Origin of the sequence: Phocaeicola dorei (assembly GCF_013009555.1) — a bacterium.
In the GTDB taxonomy this organism is placed as follows: domain Bacteria; phylum Bacteroidota; class Bacteroidia; order Bacteroidales; family Bacteroidaceae; genus Phocaeicola; species Phocaeicola dorei.
On sequence record NZ_CP046176.1, the window covers coordinates 4,139,181 to 4,157,792 of the forward strand.

13 protein-coding genes and 1 tRNA gene are annotated in these 18,612 nt (G+C 41.4%); 5 read left to right on the forward strand and 9 right to left on the reverse strand.

Annotation, left to right across the window (positions count from 1 at the left end):
* Position 1: 1 nt before the first annotated feature.
* Both GKD17_RS17240 and GKD17_RS17245 read right to left on the reverse strand, forming a co-directional pair.
* Positions 2-724: a tRNA threonylcarbamoyladenosine dehydratase gene (locus GKD17_RS17240; protein WP_007831475.1), complete on the reverse strand. Its 723-nt coding sequence runs from the start codon at positions 722-724 to the stop codon at positions 2-4.
* Positions 711-2,858, reverse strand: a complete 2,148-nt coding sequence (locus GKD17_RS17245) for a cation:proton antiporter (protein ID WP_007831473.1) — start codon at positions 2,856-2,858, stop codon at positions 711-713. Before GKD17_RS17245 ends, GKD17_RS17240 begins: the two co-directional genes overlap by 14 nt.
* Positions 2,859-3,023: 165 nt before the next feature.
* Between GKD17_RS17245 and GKD17_RS17250 the strand changes: the two genes are divergently transcribed.
* On the forward strand, positions 3,024-4,034 hold the full coding sequence (locus GKD17_RS17250; RefSeq protein WP_005853694.1) for an aspartate-semialdehyde dehydrogenase: 1,011 nt from the start codon (positions 3,024-3,026) through the stop codon (positions 4,032-4,034).
* Between the two features lie 504 nt (positions 4,035-4,538).
* Here GKD17_RS17250 and GKD17_RS17255 read toward each other — a convergent pair.
* Both GKD17_RS17255 and GKD17_RS17260 read right to left on the reverse strand, forming a co-directional pair.
* Positions 4,539-5,177 carry an FKBP-type peptidyl-prolyl cis-trans isomerase gene (locus GKD17_RS17255; protein WP_007831469.1) on the reverse strand — a complete coding sequence of 213 codons (639 nt, stop codon included), beginning with the start codon at positions 5,175-5,177 and terminating at the stop codon, positions 4,539-4,541.
* 13 nt (positions 5,178-5,190) lie between these two features.
* Positions 5,191-6,732, reverse strand: a complete 1,542-nt coding sequence (locus GKD17_RS17260; RefSeq protein WP_007831467.1) for a glycine--tRNA ligase — start codon at positions 6,730-6,732, stop codon at positions 5,191-5,193.
* A gap of 151 nt (positions 6,733-6,883) precedes the next feature.
* Here GKD17_RS17260 and GKD17_RS17265 point away from each other — a divergent pair, with 151 nt between their 5' ends.
* The 4 genes from GKD17_RS17265 (at position 6,884) to GKD17_RS17280 (ending at position 11,612) form a co-directional block, all read left to right on the forward strand.
* Complete coding sequence (locus GKD17_RS17265; RefSeq protein WP_007831466.1) at positions 6,884-9,577, forward strand: DNA gyrase/topoisomerase IV subunit A; 2,694 nt, start codon at positions 6,884-6,886, stop codon at positions 9,575-9,577.
* A gap of 3 nt (positions 9,578-9,580) precedes the next feature.
* Complete coding sequence (locus GKD17_RS17270) at positions 9,581-10,426, forward strand: DUF3316 domain-containing protein (RefSeq protein WP_007831465.1); 846 nt, start codon at positions 9,581-9,583, stop codon at positions 10,424-10,426.
* Between the two features lie 8 nt (positions 10,427-10,434).
* Positions 10,435-11,463: a S41 family peptidase gene (locus GKD17_RS17275; RefSeq protein ID WP_007831463.1), complete on the forward strand. Its 1,029-nt coding sequence runs from the start codon at positions 10,435-10,437 to the stop codon at positions 11,461-11,463.
* A 67-nt stretch (positions 11,464-11,530) separates the two neighbouring features.
* Positions 11,531-11,612 (forward strand) — tRNA-Leu (locus tag GKD17_RS17280).
* Positions 11,613-11,773: 161 nt separating this feature from the next.
* Here GKD17_RS17280 and GKD17_RS17285 read toward each other — a convergent pair.
* The 5 genes from GKD17_RS17285 to GKD17_RS17305 all read right to left on the reverse strand — a co-directional run bounded on the left by GKD17_RS17285 (position 11,774) and on the right by GKD17_RS17305 (position 18,535).
* Complete coding sequence (locus tag GKD17_RS17285; protein ID WP_229103367.1) at positions 11,774-12,727, reverse strand: ISAon1 family transposase; 954 nt, start codon at positions 12,725-12,727, stop codon at positions 11,774-11,776.
* A gap of 25 nt (positions 12,728-12,752) precedes the next feature.
* On the reverse strand, positions 12,753-13,094 hold the full coding sequence (locus GKD17_RS17290) for an ISAon1 family transposase N-terminal region protein (protein ID WP_007843962.1): 342 nt from the start codon (positions 13,092-13,094) through the stop codon (positions 12,753-12,755).
* 249 nt (positions 13,095-13,343) lie between these two features.
* A complete protein-coding gene (locus GKD17_RS17295; RefSeq protein ID WP_007831461.1) occupies positions 13,344-13,727 on the reverse strand; it encodes an L-rhamnose mutarotase in 384 nt (127 codons plus the stop codon).
* Positions 13,728-13,749: 22 nt separating this feature from the next.
* Positions 13,750-15,438, reverse strand: a complete 1,689-nt coding sequence (locus GKD17_RS17300; protein ID WP_007831458.1) for a RagB/SusD family nutrient uptake outer membrane protein — start codon at positions 15,436-15,438, stop codon at positions 13,750-13,752.
* Between the two features lie 25 nt (positions 15,439-15,463).
* Positions 15,464-18,535 (reverse strand): SusC/RagA family TonB-linked outer membrane protein, encoded by a 3,072-nt coding sequence (locus GKD17_RS17305; protein WP_007831456.1) that lies wholly within the window; start codon positions 18,533-18,535, stop codon positions 15,464-15,466.
* Between the last annotated feature and the right edge of the window lie 77 nt (positions 18,536-18,612).

An 18,612-nucleotide genomic window follows, 5' to 3' on the forward strand; every position in this document is an offset into this window, starting at 1 on the left:
ATCAAATTCTTCTTATCACATACTCCGCCAGATAACAGCCAAAGACTGCCGGCATATAACTCACGGTTCCGGCAGTAGATTTCTTATTTTTCTCATCATCTACCAATATCACCGCATCCTGATCGGCCTGCTCTGTACTAAATACAACCGGAAGTTTTCGCTTCATCCCCATTTTCTGCAAACGCTTCCGCACGGCTTTGCTTAATCCGCAATGGTAAGTATCCCATAAATCGGCAAAACGAACCTGAGTAATATCCCATTTAGCACCGGCCCCCATACTACTCACAATGGGCAGACGACGTTGAAGCACATTATATATAAGGTAACATTTAGGAGCTACCGTATCAATGGCATCCACCACAAAATCAAATTTTGCACTGTCCAGCAATTCCGGAATACGCTCATCTTTCAGATACTCCACCAATACAGTCAATTCCAAATCAGGATTAATATCACGGAAACGTTCCGCCAAAATTTCCGCTTTGGGACGTCCCATAGTAGAGTAAAGGGCCGAAAGCTGACGATTAATATTACTGGGCTGCACAATGTCTGCATCCACAATTGTCATACGGCCTACTCCTGCACGACAAATCATCTCGGCAGCATACGCTCCAACTCCACCCAAACCTACCACCAGCACATGAGCGTGACGCAGGCGTTTCATCTTATCTTTTCCTAGCAACAACTCCGTACGTTGCTGCCACTCTATATTAATTTCGTTCATCACCTTTCTTAAACCATTTGTAGAACCATTTTCCTACATTATCATATACTCGTGTTTCCGATTGTCCGCGAGGGTCAGAAAAAGAAACAATCTCTTGCGGATCGTCCCCTAACTGATCCGGATACACAATCAACAAACTGTTATTGGCAAAGTACTTGCTGATTTGTGACGGCAGACGTTCAAAAGAAGTCTGATAAGAGATGGAACCTTTACGCGAAGATACAACCACAAACAGATGGTCATAATTCACCTGTCCGGTCAATAAAAGCAGATCATCCCACTCTTCCAATAAAGAAAACTCCGTAAAAGTATTCGCCTCCTGTTTTTCTGTCAGGGCACGCAAATGCTTCAATGTATCTTCTGTAGCAAAGAAATGCACGCGGCATCCCAATTGTTTACCCATACGGCAGAGCTGTGTCATCCATTTCAAGAAACCTTTTTCATATTCCGCCTTATCGGGAACCGCCACCACAATCCGGCGCAACGTATTGACAGGCATCAATAATTTAGCGATCATAATCTGGCGGTTCGTACCCTTCAACAAGTTTTCCGTCATTGTACCAAAGAAAGAATCCATCAAATTCGTCTTACGATGCAAACCTATTACAATATCCGTTACCGCATATTCTTTCTGCGTATGAATAATACCTTGCGCAATATTCAAATCATAACGCAACACAGTCTTTACAGACGCATCGGCAGCAGCAGCAATCATCGCCGTACGCTCCAAGTTGCGCTTGCCTATCAGTTCCTTGGTTTCTGAAGTATTATTATCATTGATCACACTCAGTGCCACCAATGACTCTTTTTGTTTAGGATGCCTCATCATCAAAGCCATGCCTACCAACCCTTCTATGGTTTCAGGATTAGCTACCGGAATCAAGATGCGTTCCTGTTCCTTACCTTCGCTGCCCTCCATCAGATTTTCCTGAGTCACCATTTTGCGTGCGGCACGTTCTGTCACAACAGAACTTATAATACAAGTGAACAAAATCATGACCACCGTACCATTCAAAACATCATCATTCAACAACCGCTCTCCATTTTCCATAATAATACCATGACCTATCAACACAGCGGCCAAGGTCGCAGCAGCCTGTGCATTACTTAATCCGAATATCAAGCTGCCCTCCACCTTCTTCATTCCATATATCTTCTGGGTTATCCATGCAGCCAGCCACTTACTGAATGTCGCCACTACGGTCATTACAACCGCCACTTTCAGCGCTTCACCTTCCGTAAAAAGGCAACGTACATCAATAATCATCCCCACCCCAATCAAGAAATAGGGAATAAACAGCGCATTACCCACAAACTCCAGCCGGTTCATCAAAGGAGAGACATGAGGAACAAAACGATTTAATACCAACCCGGCAAGGAAAGCTCCCAAAATACCTTCCATCCCCACCAATTCCATCAAGCCTCCGCCCAAGAACACCATAGCCAGCACGAATATAAATTGCATCACCGCATCCTCATACGTACGGAAAAACCATCGGCTGATGCGAGGCATTAAAAATATGATAAGTCCGAACAGCAAAACTACCTTGGCAACCAACAGCACCCAAAACAGTCCGCCTACGTCCTCACCTTTATACATACCACCAATAACAGCCAGCACCATCAAAGCTAGCACCACAGTCACCGCCGTACCACCAATAGTGATACTGACCGTCCGTTGCCGCGACAAGCCATACCGGCTGATAATAGGATAAGCAATCAAGGTGTGACTGGCATACATACTGGCCAGCAACACAGAAGTCAAAAATCCATAGTCCAGCATACTCATGCTGCTCCATATGCCCAGCCCCATCGGGATGAGGAAAGTAAACATACCAAAGATCAATCCTTTTGTCCTGTTTTTCTTGAAATCGTCCATATCCATCTCAAGACCGGCCAAAAACATAATGTAGTAAAGTCCGACCTTTCCAAACAATTCAAAACTGCTGTCACGTTCCAGAATGTTAAAGCCATACTTGCCTACCACTACCCCGGCAAGTATCATACCGATGATATGCGGAATGCGTAAACGCCCCAAAATCATAGGGGCAAACAGGATGATAATAAGTACCAGGAAGAATATCCAGGTAGGATCTGTGACCGGAAAATGTATGTTAAGGTCGAATAATTCCATCTTTTTTTGAGTTTTATACCATTATATCGACAAAATTACGAAAAAACTTTCTTTTTTACTGATTTATATTCTAAAATGTTCTAATTTTGCACGCAGAACATACTTACATGCTGAGAGATAGTTCTAAAGTATTACTAAATTTTATCTTATAAAACAAAAAACAAAATGAAAGTAGCAATTGTTGGTGCGAGCGGAGCTGTAGGACAAGAGTTCCTGCGTGTGCTCGATGAAAGGAACTTCCCGTTGGATGAGTTAGTGTTATTCGGTTCTTCACGCAGTGCAGGACGAAAATACACATTCCGCGGTAAACAGATTGAAGTGAAACTCCTTCAGCACAACGATGACTTTAAAGGTGTAGATATCGCTTTCACATCAGCCGGCGCAGGTACCACAAAAGAGTTTTGTGAAACCATTACCAAACATGGTGCCGTACTGATTGACAACTCCAGCGCTTACCGTATGGACGCCGATGTGCCTTTGGTAGTACCCGAAGTGAATCCGGAAGATGCTTTGAATCGTCCCCGTAACGTGATAGCTAATCCCAACTGTACAACTATTCAGATGGTAGTTGCACTGAAAGCCATCGAAAATCTTTCACACATAAAACGTGTGCATGTGGCTACTTATCAAGCTGCCAGCGGTGCAGGTGCAGCGGCTATGGATGAATTGTATGAACAATATCGTCAGGTATTGGCTAATGAACCCGTGACTGTAGAGAAATTCGCTTATCAGTTGGCATTCAACTTGATTCCCCAAATTGATGTATTTACCGACAATGGATATACCAAAGAAGAAATGAAGATGTTCAACGAAACACGCAAAATTATGCACTCCGACATTCAGGTTAGCGCCATGTGTGTACGTGTTCCCGCCCTCCGTTCTCACTCGGAAAGTATCTGGGTAGAAACTGAACGCCCCATTTCTCCCGAAGAAGCCCGTGAAGCCTTTGCCAAAGGTGAAGGCCTGGTATTGATGGATAATCCCGAAAAGAAAGAATATCCGATGCCTTTGTTCCTGGCAGGTAAAGATCCGGTTTACGTGGGCCGCATCCGCAAAGATCTGGCAAACGAAAACGGACTGACTTTCTGGATCGTAGGCGATCAGATTAAGAAAGGTGCGGCATTGAACGCTGTTCAGATTGCCGAATACTTGATCAAAGTAGGAAACGTGAAATAATTTGTGAAATAATTTTTTTTATAATCTTTATCTTTGCGCCAATCATTGATTTAATGAATTGACCAAGATAAAGATTATATCGTTTATTACAGTTATTCGTCCGTCAAACTATCCCCACAACATTATGCTGAAAGAAAAAACACCTCGGATACCCAAAGGACGAAGTTTTTTTATTCTGTCCCCGATAAAATAAAACAATCTCCTTGTTCCCGTCAAGACTTCTTTTTGATATAATAAGCCTTTTATCCCCCGACCTTTAAACCATTCCTTACAGATAATGGAACGTAGCAAGCGGGCATATAAAGCACTTAACCATATGAAGAAAAACAGTTAGTCATACCCCAAAAAACATTTCAGCAAACAAAAAAATGGTTTGTCCCACAAATAAGAAAACAAGATCGTCAAATAAAACCCGATTCATTCAACTGCCATAGCTCAAATCATCCATAAAAAAAGAGTATCACAATAACTGCAATACTCCTTTTAATCTTTTATGATAGCTGTTTATTCAGCAACTAATACATCATCAACACTTCTTTCCGTACCTTTCAACGGGGATATGCCAACCAAATTTACATTAAATATCAATGTGGAATATCCGGGAATATCACTATATCCATCCTTTCCATATCCCAATTGATAAGGAATATAAAGTTCCCATTGATCTCCTACTTTCATACCTCCATATCCTTTCATCAAGGCAGTGCTCCATCCGGCAATCACCCCACCTGCAACAAATGTCTTTGGAGTAGCTGTTTCCGGATCAAGTTCTCCTTGATAACTTTGGTCAAAGACTGTTCCATTAATAAACTGACCACGATAATTCACCGCTACCGTATCCGTGGCAATCGGACTTGTAGTACTATCACCAATCTTAACAATCTTGCAGTAAACATTATCATTCACCTTTCCTGTCTCATTCAATCCCAAAGGAGGAAGTTTATACGATCTGATAATTTTCCATTGTCCTACCTCATTGCCTTGATTAGCTTCCGCCACTGTAGCGATGGAGTCAATATATCTCTGATTACGTTCCTCCCAGTTTGCATACGGGTCTTCTGTTCCATCTGATTCACTACATGAAACAATGGACAGAGAAGCAACAAACAGCAGACTAATCAGCCAAAGAATACTTTTATTCATAAATTCCTGTTTATTATTGCAAAGTCTTCAGCAGACTTGTTATACTTACTTTATCGGCAATGATATTGTTCAGTTCCGAAATAGCCACACGCTCCTGCTGCATGGTATCACGATTACGCAATGTTACGCAATTGTCCTCCAAAGTCTGGTGGTCTACAGTGATACAATATGGAGTACCGATGGCATCCTGACGACGGTAACGCTTGCCGATGCTGTCTTTCTCATCATACTGGCAGTGGAAATGGAACTTCAAGTCATTCATAATCTCACGCGCCTTCTCGGGCAGGCCGTCTTTCTTCACCAACGGCATCACGGCCAGTTTCACCGGAGCCAGAGCAGCAGGCAATTTCAGCACGACACGAGTTTCACCACTTTCCAATGTTTCTTCTGTATAAGCAGCACTCATAATGCTAAGGAACATACGGTCCACACCGATAGATGTTTCAATAACATACGGAGTATAGCTTTCGTTCAATTCCGGATCGAAATACTTGATACTCTTGCCACTGAACTTCTCGTGCTGGCTCAAGTCAAAGTTCGTACGGCTGTGAATACCTTCCACTTCCTTGAATCCAAACGGCATCAGGAATTCGATGTCTGTAGCTGCGTTGGCATAATGTGCCAGTTTGTCGTGGTCATGGAAACGGTAATGATCATCACCGAAACCTAATGCTTTATGCCATTTCAAACGAATTTCTTTCCATTTGGGGAACCACTCCAGCTCAGTACCAGGTTTTACGAAGAATTGCATCTCCATCTGTTCAAACTCACGCATACGGAAAATGAATTGGCGGGCTACAATCTCGTTACGGAAAGCTTTACCAATCTGAGCGATACCGAAAGGAATCTTCATACGGCCGGTTTTCTGTACATTCAGGTAATTGACAAAAATACCCTGCGCTGTTTCCGGACGAAGATAAATCTTCATGGCACCATCGGCAGTAGAACCCATTTCGGTGGAGAACATCAAATTGAACTGACGTACTTCAGTCCAGTTCTTGGTTCCCGAAATAGGACAAACAATCTCTTCATCAATGATAATCTGACGAAGTTCATCCAAATCATTGTCGTTCAAAGCTTTTGAGAATCGTTCATGTAAAGCGTCACGCTTGGCCTGATGCTCCAGAACACGACCGTTGGTGCTACGAAACTGAGCCTCATCAAAAGCATCCCCGAATCTCTTGGCAGCCTTGGCCACTTCTTTGTTTATCTTCTCGTCATATTTGGCAAGCTGGTCTTCAATCAGCACATCGGCACGATAACGTTTTTTAGAATCGCGGTTGTCAATCAGAGGATCATTGAACGCGTCCACATGTCCGGAAGCCTTCCAAATAGTAGGATGCATAAAAATAGCAGAATCAATTCCTACGATGTTCTCGTGCAGCAGCACCATACTCTGCCACCAATATTGCTTGATATTATTCTTCAACTCCACTCCCATCTGACCGTAATCGTATACAGCGCCTAGTCCGTCATATATATCACTGGACGGAAATACAAAACCATACTCTTTACAGTGCGATACTAATTTCTTAAAAACATCTTCTTGTGCCATTTTCTTATCTGTTTATTCTTACACTTTTGTTGTTTTTTCCTGTTTTCAACCTTTAATAAGGGCGAAATAATATGCAAAGTAAATGATTTTTTTCAATAAAAGTCGTATTTTTGCGTGCATATCATCAGAACATTAAGGAATTTAAATATATATGAGCGACGATTTTATTGATAAAGAGGAACAAAACGAAGAAAATATCCCCACACCGGAGAACGGACACTCGGACTATAAACCTACCGATACCAAAAACACAGGGGTGAAGCACCAGCTGAGTGGAATGTATCAGAACTGGTTTTTGGACTATGCCTCTTACGTAATATTGGAACGTGCCGTACCGCACATCAATGACGGTTTGAAACCTGTCCAAAGACGTATCCTCCACTCTATGAAAAGATTGGATGACGGCCGATATAACAAAGTAGCAAATATTGTAGGACATACCATGCAGTTTCATCCGCACGGCGATGCTTCCATAGGCGACGCGTTGGTACAGCTAGGCCAAAAGGATCTGTTGATAGACTGTCAGGGAAACTGGGGTAACATACTGACAGGAGATGGTGCCGCTGCCCCCCGTTATATCGAAGCACGTCTATCCAAATTTGCATTGGACGTGGTTTTCAATCCCAAAACCACCGAATGGCAAGCGTCATACGACGGACGAAACAAAGAGCCGATCACCCTACCTGTCAAATTCCCGCTCTTGCTCGCTCAGGGAGTAGAAGGTATTGCTGTGGGCCTTTCTTCCAAAATCCTACCACACAATTTTAACGAACTGTGTGATGCCTCCATTGCCTATTTGCGTGGTGAGGAATTCAAACTCTATCCCGATTTCCAGACAGGAGGCTCTATTGATGTATCCCGCTACAACGATGGAGAACGCGGCGGAATGGTGAAGGTACGTGCTAAAATCAATAAAATAGACAACAAAACATTGTCCATAGCCGAAGTGCCTTTCGGAAAGACTGTCCCGGGGGTATGCGACTCTATTGTCAAAGCCAGTGAAAAGGGAAAAATCAAGATTCGGAAAGTAGAAGATCTTACTTCTGAAAAAGTGGAAATCCTAGTGCACCTTGCTCCGGGAGTATCCTCGGACAAAACCTTGGACGCGCTCTATGCATTTACTGATTGTGAAGTAAGCATATCCCCCAATTGTTGCGTTATTGATGAAAAGAAGCCCCACTTCCTTACTGTCAGTGCCGTCCTTAAAAAAGCCACAGACAACACGTTGTCCCTGCTTCGTCAAGAGTTGGAAATACACAAAGGAGAATTGCTTGAAAACCTTCATTTCGCATCATTGGAAAAAATCTTTATCGAAGAACGGATTTATAAGGAAGTAAAGTTCGAGCAATCCGAAAATACAGACGCCGCCTGCGAGTTCATTGATGAACGGCTGACTCCTTTCTATTCGCAATTTATCCGTGAAGTGACCAAAGAGGATATTCTGAAGTTATTGGATATCAAGATGGCCCGAATTCTGAAGTTCAACAAGGATAAAGCAGATGAAAACATAGCCCGTATCAAGGAACAGATTGAAGAAATAAACAATCATCTGGCACATATCGTAGAATATACCATTGACTGGTATCAGATGTTGAAAGATAAATATGGCAAACAATACCCCCGCCGTACAGAGTTGCGTAACTTCGATACCATTGAGGCGGCGAAGGTAGTGGAAGCTAACGAAAAACTCTATATCAACCGCGAAGAAGGCTTTATCGGCACCACCTTGAAAAAAGATGAATTTATAGCCAACTGTTCAGACATAGACGATGTGATTATCTTCTATAAAGACGGCAAATATAAAGTAGTTCGCGTAACAGACAAAATGTTTGTCGGCAAGAATGTTCTCTATGTCAATATCTTCAAGAAAAACGACAAACGTACCATATACAATGTGGTTTATCGTGATGGAAAAGAAGGGTTTCACTATATCAAACGGTTCAACATTACCTCCATCACCCGTGACCGTGAATATGATGTAACGCAAGGTACACCCGGCTCACGTATTGTTTACTTTACAGCCAATCCTAATGGAGAAGCAGAGGTTATCAAGATTACCTTAAAACCGAATCCACGTATCAAAAAAATCATATATGAAAAAGATTTCAGTGACATCAATATCAAGGGACGCCAGTCCATGGGCAATATCCTGTCTAAATACGAAGTACATAAAATAGCCTTAAAACAACGTGGCGGCTCTACTTTGGGTGGAAGAAAAGTATGGTTTGACCGGGATGTGCTCCGCTTGAACTATGACGGACGCGGTGAATATCTGGGAGAATTCCAAAGTGACGAATTGATTTTAATAGTCCATGAAAATGGAGAATTCTATACTAGTAACTTCGATTTGAATAATCATTATGATCCGGGAATCCGCATCATTGAGAAGTTCGACGCCAACAAGGTATGGTCTGCCGCTTTATTTGATGCCGATCAGGGATATCCTTATCTGAAACGATTCACTTTTGAATCCACTTCACGCCGTCTCAATTATTTGGGCGAGAACAAGGAAAGCCGTTCTATATTGCTTACTTGTGTGGTTTATCCACGCATACAAGTCATATTCGGAGGACATGATAGTTTCCGTGATCCATTGGAAATAGATGTGGACGAATTCATCGGAATTAAGAGCTTCAAAGCGAAAGGAAAACGAATCAGTACTTACAACATTGAACAAATAAACGAGCTGGAGCCTTTACGTTTTCCCGAACCTCCCAAAGAAGAGGACGGTGCGGAAGAGGGGACTGATAAAAATGAAGAAGCTGCTGAAATTGAAGATCCGGATCATGGTAAGAGTGAAACAGATATCATTGATGAAATTACCGGCCAGATGAAACTGTTTTAAGAAATGAAAAAAATTCTCCTATTATTACTGTCCCTGTTTCTTGGTCTGCCTTCACAGGCTCAGGAAGACAGCTTACGAGCAAACCGCTACGTTATGAGGGCTACTCTTTACGGTGTCGGTTTTACAAATATATTGGACACCTATCTTTCACCGATGGAATATACCGGACCCGAAATTCGTATCCTGCGTGAAAGTATGCGCATGACCAAACTGATGAATGGCAACGTATCTGTTCAAAGTCTGTTCCAAGCCAATCTGTCCCTGACTGAGAATAAAGCAGAAACAAGTAACGAAATGTCAGGTATGGTCAATTGGAATTATGCACTGCATTACCAGTTCCGGCTGACAGAAAACTTGAAGATACTGGCGGGTCCCATGCTGGACTTGAACGGCGGATTCATCTATAACATGCGAAATTCTAATAATCCTGCCCAAGCCAAAGCATATGTCAATCTGGCGGCATCGGGTATGGTCATCTATCGGTTCCATATCGGTAACTATCCGCTGATAGCCCGTTATCAAGCCAATTTGCCTGTCATGGGGGTTATGTTTTCCCCGGAATACGGACAATCTTATTATGAGATATTCAGTTTAAAGAATGGCGGCAAGAATGTGCTGTTCACTTCCCTGCATAACCAACCTTCCTTGCGGCAATTGGTTACATTGGATTTTCCTATCCGGTCAGTCAATATGCGTTTCGGATACCTATGTGATATCCAGCAGGCGAAAGTCAATAATCTGAAAAGTCATATATGGTCACACGCCTTTATGATAGGTTTCGTGAAAAACTTCTATTTATTAAAAGGTAAGAACAAAGTGGCGATGCCCAGCCGGGTCAGCCCTTATTAATATAGAGAATGAAAAGAAATAGTTATTTTTTTATCAGTCTGTTATTGTCTGTTGTATTATTTACTTCGTGCATCACGGAGGACGAATACGACAACTCCCCCGAAGGCAACTTCGAAGCGTTATGGCAGACTATCGACCGCCAGTATTGTTTCCTTGACTATAAAAAGCAGGAATACGGATTGGACTGGAATGAAATATATAGCCAGTACAAACAGAGAATATCAAAAGGCATGAATAATGAACAGTTATTCGAAGTTCTGGCAGATATGCTGAACGAGTTGCGTGACGGACACGTAAATCTGTCTTCCAAACTGGAGTACTCCCAATATCGTGAATGGTTTGACAGCTATCCGGCCAATTTCAGCGACAGCATCCAACGTGTCTATCTAGGTAAGGACTATGCCCAATCCTCAGGCATGAAGTATCAGGTATTCGAGGATAACATAGCCTATATTTATTGTGGCAGTTTCCAATCAGGTATCGGCGAAGGAAATCTGGACGAGATTCTAAACAAGCTGGCTATTTGCGATGGATTGATTATTGATGTGCGAAACAATTCCGGTGGTAACCTTACCACAGCCGAGAAATTAGCCGCACGTTTCACGAATGAAAAAGTGTTGGTAGGCTATATGTCCCATAAAACCGGACCGGGACACAATGATTTCTCAACTCCTAAAGCTGTTTGGCTGGAACCGTCACTAGATCGCGTACGCTGGCAAAAACAAGCGGTAGTGCTGACTAACCGCCGCTCTTTCAGCGCCACCAATGATTTTGTGAACAGAATGAAAATACTACCCAAAGTAACCATCATCGGTGACAAAACAGGTGGCGGTTCTGGTCTGCCCTTCTCTTCTGAACTGCCCAATGGCTGGTCTGTCCGCTTCTCGGCCAGTCCAATGTACGATGCGAATATGCAACATCTGGAATTTGGTATAGATCCGGACATCAAAGTCAATATGACCTCAGAGGATATGCAACGCAATGTGGATACAATTATTGAGGCTGCACGTGAATATTTACATAACCACAAAGAATAATTTCCTAAAAATCTTTGGTACTTAAGAAATATTCCTTATCTTTGCACCCGCTTACCGAAAGCAATTCGCGCGTGTGGCGTAATTGGTAGCCGCGCCAGACTTAGGATCTGGTGTCGTGAGACGTGTAGGTTCGAGTCCTATCACGCGCACAACATTCCATATAGAAACAGACAAAAACCCTCGAAATTAGATAATTTCGAGGGTTTTTGTCTATACCTGAAGAAACGAAGGCTCAAAAATTTCAGTATTGATAACACTACCAATCACCCACTTTTATCGGGTCAACGTAAAAACCTGAGGGATTCATAGATTAAGCATAAATTTTAGTCAGTCTGAATAGAAAGAAAGTCCTGTCCTTTACTCCTCTGAACTGTGTTCTGAAGTCCTTGATTTTGGCATTGAACGATTCGGAAGCTGCGTTGGTGGAACGCCTGTCGAAAAAGTTGACGATTTCCAGATAATGTGTCTGTATGGAACGTATTACCCTTCCGAACGCAAGAAAGCCGGACTTTTCAACTTCGTCATACCATCTGGCAAGTCTTGTCAGAGCGGTGTCCTTGTGCTTGCACTGGTGATATATCAACCCGAGCCTCATGGAAAGATAGTATGCCTTCTTCAGGTCGGGATATTCCCTGAAGAGGATACCGGCACGTATGCGTTGGGATTCAGTCCATAATGACTCTTTTTTATACAGCAGATAGATACTGCGGGCGAGCAATTGCTTGCGCGAATCCCCGTTCTCAAAGGTCGGGGCATGGTATATCTTCCCGCACGCCTTTGCGTATGCGATCTGTATTGATTCCTTGTCCAAAGCCTCCCAGCGTGCCTTCACGCGCATTTCCTGTAAAGCTTCAAAAGCCAGCTTCTGCACATGGAAACGGTCAGTAACACGGCGTGCCGCAGGAAAGCAGACACGGGCGATCTGTTCCATATTAGGAGCCATATCCATAGTGATTTCCCTTACCTGAAACCGTCTGCGCCGGGAGAGACGGAGCAATACGGAGGTGACACTCCTTACATCTGTACCTTTTACAATGGCGATGATGCTGCCTGAACGGCCTGTCTTTTCCTTGTTTATGAGGATAGTATAGAGCTCACCACGCGAAAGGCAGACTTCATCTATACCCACATAGGCCCCTATATTCTTCTCAAAGAGAAGCCAGTCCCCGGCATGAGGAAGAGACTCCCATTTCAGATAACCGCTCAAGTGGTTGCGGTATTGACGTTCAAGAAGCTCACCGTCCACACCGAACAGGGTTCCCAGCAGCTTACAACTGACAGGAAGCGTATCAATATAATTCTTTTAAAAAAGACGCAAACTCATGCGTCATACGGCTGCCTTCCGCTACCAGTTTCCAGTTACGGCTTACGTAACGCCCCTCGTCTTTCAAAATCCACCGGCGCCGGCGGATATTCAGGAAAAGATTCTTGCCACGGATGGGGAAGTCCCGGACTACTACAGGGTCGTAGAAGCCTTTGCTTTCCACTTTGACAGTCGAATATTCACCGGGAAGCTCATTTTTCTCTTCCAGGTAAATCACGATTTCACTACTGCTTTCCTTTACATCGGAAATGTTGAAATAATCCAAGGTACCTTCGGGAAGAAGGAGACGGTAACCGTTAGTTTCCATAATCGCTGATGATTCGTTTGTTTCACACAAAGATAGGATTTTATCGGATATACCCCTCAGGATTTTACGTTGACCCCTTTTATCAACTTATTGGCTTTCCGATGATAAGCAATGGGTATTGATAAAACAAGCATTTCTTTTTCTATCCCACGCCATTGTACAATCTTTTAATCACTAAATTATTCAATATGCCTTCTATTATATTTTGAGGAAAAAGAGAATACTTCATCAGTTCCCTCTCTTTTCAAATTATTCATATAGATAGAACATACGCTCCATCATACTCCATTTTTCTTTAGCAAGTTCCCCTTTCCTACACTGTTGGAATATCGATACAAAGTCTTCCCATTCTTGCTGTCGAGGTAAAGTCGCGAGTTTAGCCATAGCAGATTCCCAATCAAAATCAATAGGAGTTTCGACAATCATGAACAATCGATTACCGCATATATATATTTCCATTTCTAAAATACCAACTGAACGGATCCCCTCTCTGATCTCCTGCCATGACTTCGCCTTACTATGACACTCCCGATACTTCGCTATCATCTCCGGATCATCCTTCAAATCCATTGTCTGGCAATATCTTTTTACCGGGTAGTCATATCTTTTCATTTCATATCCATTTTCTTTCATCTTATCTTAAACTTATGCCTGCTTAATTATACCCTTCATTCTGTTTCAGATTTTTATTCACATTCAAATCATTTTGAGGAATAGGAAAATATCGGTTATGTGCAGACCATGTACGTTTTTCAAACTGATAATACATATCTTCATCTACAGGAGAAGCCGTAACACCACTTCCTCTATAATTACGAGCTTGCGGATCATCCGACAATTTTACTCCGGTAAAAGTATGATTAAGTTCTTTCTCGGCAATGCCCCAACGTAACACGTCATAATATCGAAGCCCCTCGAATGCCAGTTCCACACGTCTTTCTTTACGAACCGCTTCACGAACAAGTTCCTGTGTTGCTACGTCTGTCTTTTTTATTCCAACCAATTTCACACGATCACGTATATCATTAATAGTCAGATCTAATAAGTTCTGGTCTACTGCATTCGGCTGCGATTCATTTACCGCTTCCAAATAGCTTAATAAGACCTCAGCATAACGCATTATAGGAGTATAAGTGGGAGTAGAACCTAAATTATTAGTTATAGACGGATCACAACCTTTCTTCGGACAATATCCATTAAATAAGGCAAACTTATTATAGCTATCTGCAGTATTAGCCCCCTTAAAGCAATCATAAATTATATCATTATACTTAGTTCCCTCATAACTTCCCAAAGGAGGTAAAAAAATAGAAGCATACAAACGCAAATCCCGATTAACATAAGGATCATTCTCATCATAAACCTCAGAAGTCTTAATATCCTTGCCGTCTGCACAAAAATATTCTTTCACTAATTCGTTATATGGTGAGAACTGATGCCACCCTCCATAAGCAGCTTCAGGATATAAATATTGATAACGTGAATTAGTATATAGATCCTTTATCCCCATAATACAAAATATTATCTCAGGGCTATATTCACCTCCTATTTGAAAAAGTTTCTCATAGCTGTCCTCTCCATTACGACGATCCAATTCATATATTCCCGAATCAATCACACTACGTAAAACAGTAGCAGCATCTACCCATCTCTCTTGCGCTAAGTAAAGACGACTTAAAAGTACCTTAGCTGCCCCCCTAGTAAACCGGCCATATTCCTCTGAGGAATATTGGACAGGCAACAAGTCTATAGCAGTCTTCAAGTCCTTCTCCACTTGCGAATAGACTTCAGCCTGAGGTGTTTGAGAAATAGAATTCGCTTCGTCCACCGACAGAGTTTTCAAAGGCATAGGAACATCCTTATAATAAAATGCCAAATTTAAAAAGAAATAAGCTCGTAAACACTTCACTTCGGCAGACCACTGTTCTTTTTTAGATTCTTCCATCGGACAATCCGTAATATTCTCTAGAAAAGTGTTGTACTTAGCTATTTGCGTATATGCATTTCCCCAATACCAACGTAAATTGCCATTAGTAGCCACCGTATTGGAACTAGCCATTAAAGTAGAAAAATTTTCCTTTTCTGTTCCATTTCCACCTGCAAAATCCAAATAAAGCAACCCTTGTGGCGTAGCAAAATCATCATGCGACCAACCAGTCTGGAAACGATAACATCCTGTCAATGCCAACATGGCATCCCCTTCACCAGTCCAAAAACTACCATCAGAAATTGCTGAAGGTGGCTCCTTATCTAATAAATCCGAGCAACCAGTTGTTACTAGTGATATAGCCAAAGCACATAAACAAGCCTTTGTCATTCCTAATGTATTATATATATTTTTCATAATGATTCTTAATTGAATGATTTACTTAGAACTTGAAATTAAATCCGAATGAATAAATACTATTGACCGGATAATAAGAGGGAGAATCCCCTGTTCCTATCTCATTTTCCGGATCCCAACCTTTATAGAAACTATTGAAAGAAAACAGATTTTGTCCGCTTACATAAACACGCACATTTTCCAAACCTATTTTTTTAGTCCATGCTTTGGGGAATGTATATCCTATTTGTATATTCTTTACTCGTAAGAAACTAGCATTACGGACCCAATAATCAGAAGTTTGAAGATTAGTGTCGTTCATATTCAAAGTTTCCAATCGAGGGTATTCAGCCCATTTATCAGGATTTTCTTCCTTCCAACAAGATTCAGCCTGCCATCTCTGTATCTGTCCACCGTTGTAGAATGCATAAGCCATATAAGATCCTATCAAACGCTTATGACCTCCTAACCCTTGTAACAAAGCTGAAAAATCAAAACCTTTATAAGAAGTGGAAAGATTCAAACCATAATAAAACTTCGGGGTAGTACTTCCCAATACGGTACGATCATATTGCGCATCCACCTTACCATCGGGAACCCCGTCAGGACCACTAATATCTTTGTATTTCACATAACCAGGTTTCAATCCTGACTTACTTACCAATTGCTCAGGAGCCGCATCTATTTCCGCTTGGTCTACAAACAGTCCATCAGTTTCATATCCATATATAATACCTATCGGTTGCCCTACAATTCTGTTATTATTAATTTCTTCGGTAGCTCCGTTCGCCAATTTCTCAACTGCATTTTTTACCCATGTAAAATTAGGAGAAATACTAAACCGGAAATCACGTCCTATTTGTCCGTTATAAGTCAGATTTATTTCAATTCCTTCGTTCGAAACAGCTCCAACATTAGATTGTCCGACTTCACGTCCCATAATACTAGACACCTCAACTGGTGCTAAAATGTCCGAAGTATATTTATAAAAATAATCCAATGTTCCACTAAAACGTCCATTCAATAAACTAAAATCTAAACCAATATCCGTTATAGCCGTCTTTTCCCAAGTAATTTCCGGATTATTATAGGTTTTCATGTAAGCCCCAGACTGAAGAGTTACCGGATTTCCAAAAGGATAATCATGTCCAAGTTCATAAATCTGTTGGTAAGGATAAACACCTATATTTTGATTACCAAGTACACCATAGGAAGCACGCAATTTCAAATTATCAACTACAGCTGAAACTGCCGCATTCTTCCAAAAGTCCTCCTCAGAGATTCTCCACCCTGCAGAAACTGACGGGAAAAGTCCCCAACGATGACCGTCCGCAAAACGTGACGATCCATCATAGCGCAAATTAACCTCTAATAAATAACGATCTTTCCATGCATAATTTATACGCCCGAAAAAAGAAAGCAACGCATATTCTTCCAATGAACTATCATTAGTAGCTGTTGATTTATCTCCAGAACCTAATTCATACAAATAATTATTAGGAAACGTATTTCTATAACCTTCCAAACCTTTATTATTAGATTGTTCCACAGAAGTACCCGCCAATAACTTAAAGGTATGATTTTTAATTTGTTTTTCATAAGTAGCTAATGCTTCAAAAGTAGTATACGTATTATTTGCAGTCCATACATTTAAAGTAGCGGGTCCCACTGTCTTACTATCATCAAAATAAGTATCAGCCCGGTAGGCTTTATCATATTTAGTCCAGTAATTCATCCCTACTTTGCCTATAAAAGAAAGTCCGTCTACAGGAGTATTCCATGTCAATTGTCCGGAAGCACTTATATTTCTACTCACATTCTGCACAAAAGATTCACTCGCCAACCACGCTTCCGGACTATAATTATCCTGATATCCAAAACTTCCATCCGACTTTTGCCCGGCATAAATAGGTCCCTGACGAACAGCATATCCTATCATTCCATCAATACTTTGTGGTTCGCCATTAGGAGCATTATATTTATTATTATAAGCATTAATATTCAAATTAAGCATCAGCCCTTTGGCGATTTCACTTTTCATAGTAAACAGTGCAGTCATTCTTTCATTAGACGTTTTTGCCGTCATTCCTTCCTGATTTCTATAACCTACTGATAAATTATAACTCGTCGTAGCATTTCCTCCTTGTATGCTAAGATTATGTTGGTGTTGAAAACCAGAACCGGATTCCAACAGCCATTTTAAGTGATTTACATTTGGATAATTATCCGGATCAGATCCATCTCTATACTTTTGAATCTGTTCAGGTAAATAAGCTTCCTGCTTACCCATATTCCGCATAGCCATATTATAATATTCCGCATATTCCCATGATGGTAAAAAATCAGGCAATTCCGTAGGCTGTTGCCAACCAAAAGAATTACTATATGTAATAGTCGTTTTACCTTGTGCACCCTTCTTTGTTTCAATCAAGATAACCCCATTAGCAGCACGATTACCATAAATAGAAGCAGAAGCTGCATCTTTCAAAAAAGAAATGCTCTGAATATCATTAGGATCTACATCATCAATGTTACCTGATAAACCATCAATCAAGACCAATGGATCTGTTCCAGCTTTTGAAAATGTACCAGTTCCACGAATTTTAACAGTTGCTCCTTGTCCGGGACGACCTGAAGTTTGTAATACACTTAAACCTGGAGCCAAACCTGCCAGTGCTTGAGCAGTACTCATAACAGGTTTACTAGCCAAGTCTTCAGCTGAAACAGCAGCTACGGCTCCCGTTAAATTCACCTTTTTCTGTGTTCCATATCCAATCACAACTACTTCTTCCAACTTTTTTGTATCTTCTTCCATTATAATACGAAGTAACTTGTCACTTTCAACCTTTACTTCTTGCGAAATATAACCTACATAACTTATCTGGAGCATGTTTCCCATTTCAGCAGACAGAGAAAATTTGCCATCCAAATCAGTAACAGTTCCATTGGAAGTACCTTTAACCAAGATACTGACCCCAATTAACGGCTCACCGGAAAAATCAGTAACCAAACCATTGACATTACTCTGTGTCTGTGCCCAAGTAGTATAGCTCAGGCAACACATCAACAAGACCGCCAAGAATCTTATTGACTGCATACATTCTAATCTGTTTTTCATTATTCTATTGATTATTGGGTTAATTTTCAAGACATAACAAGGGCTTACCGACCTAAAAAAGCCGATAAATAAACCTA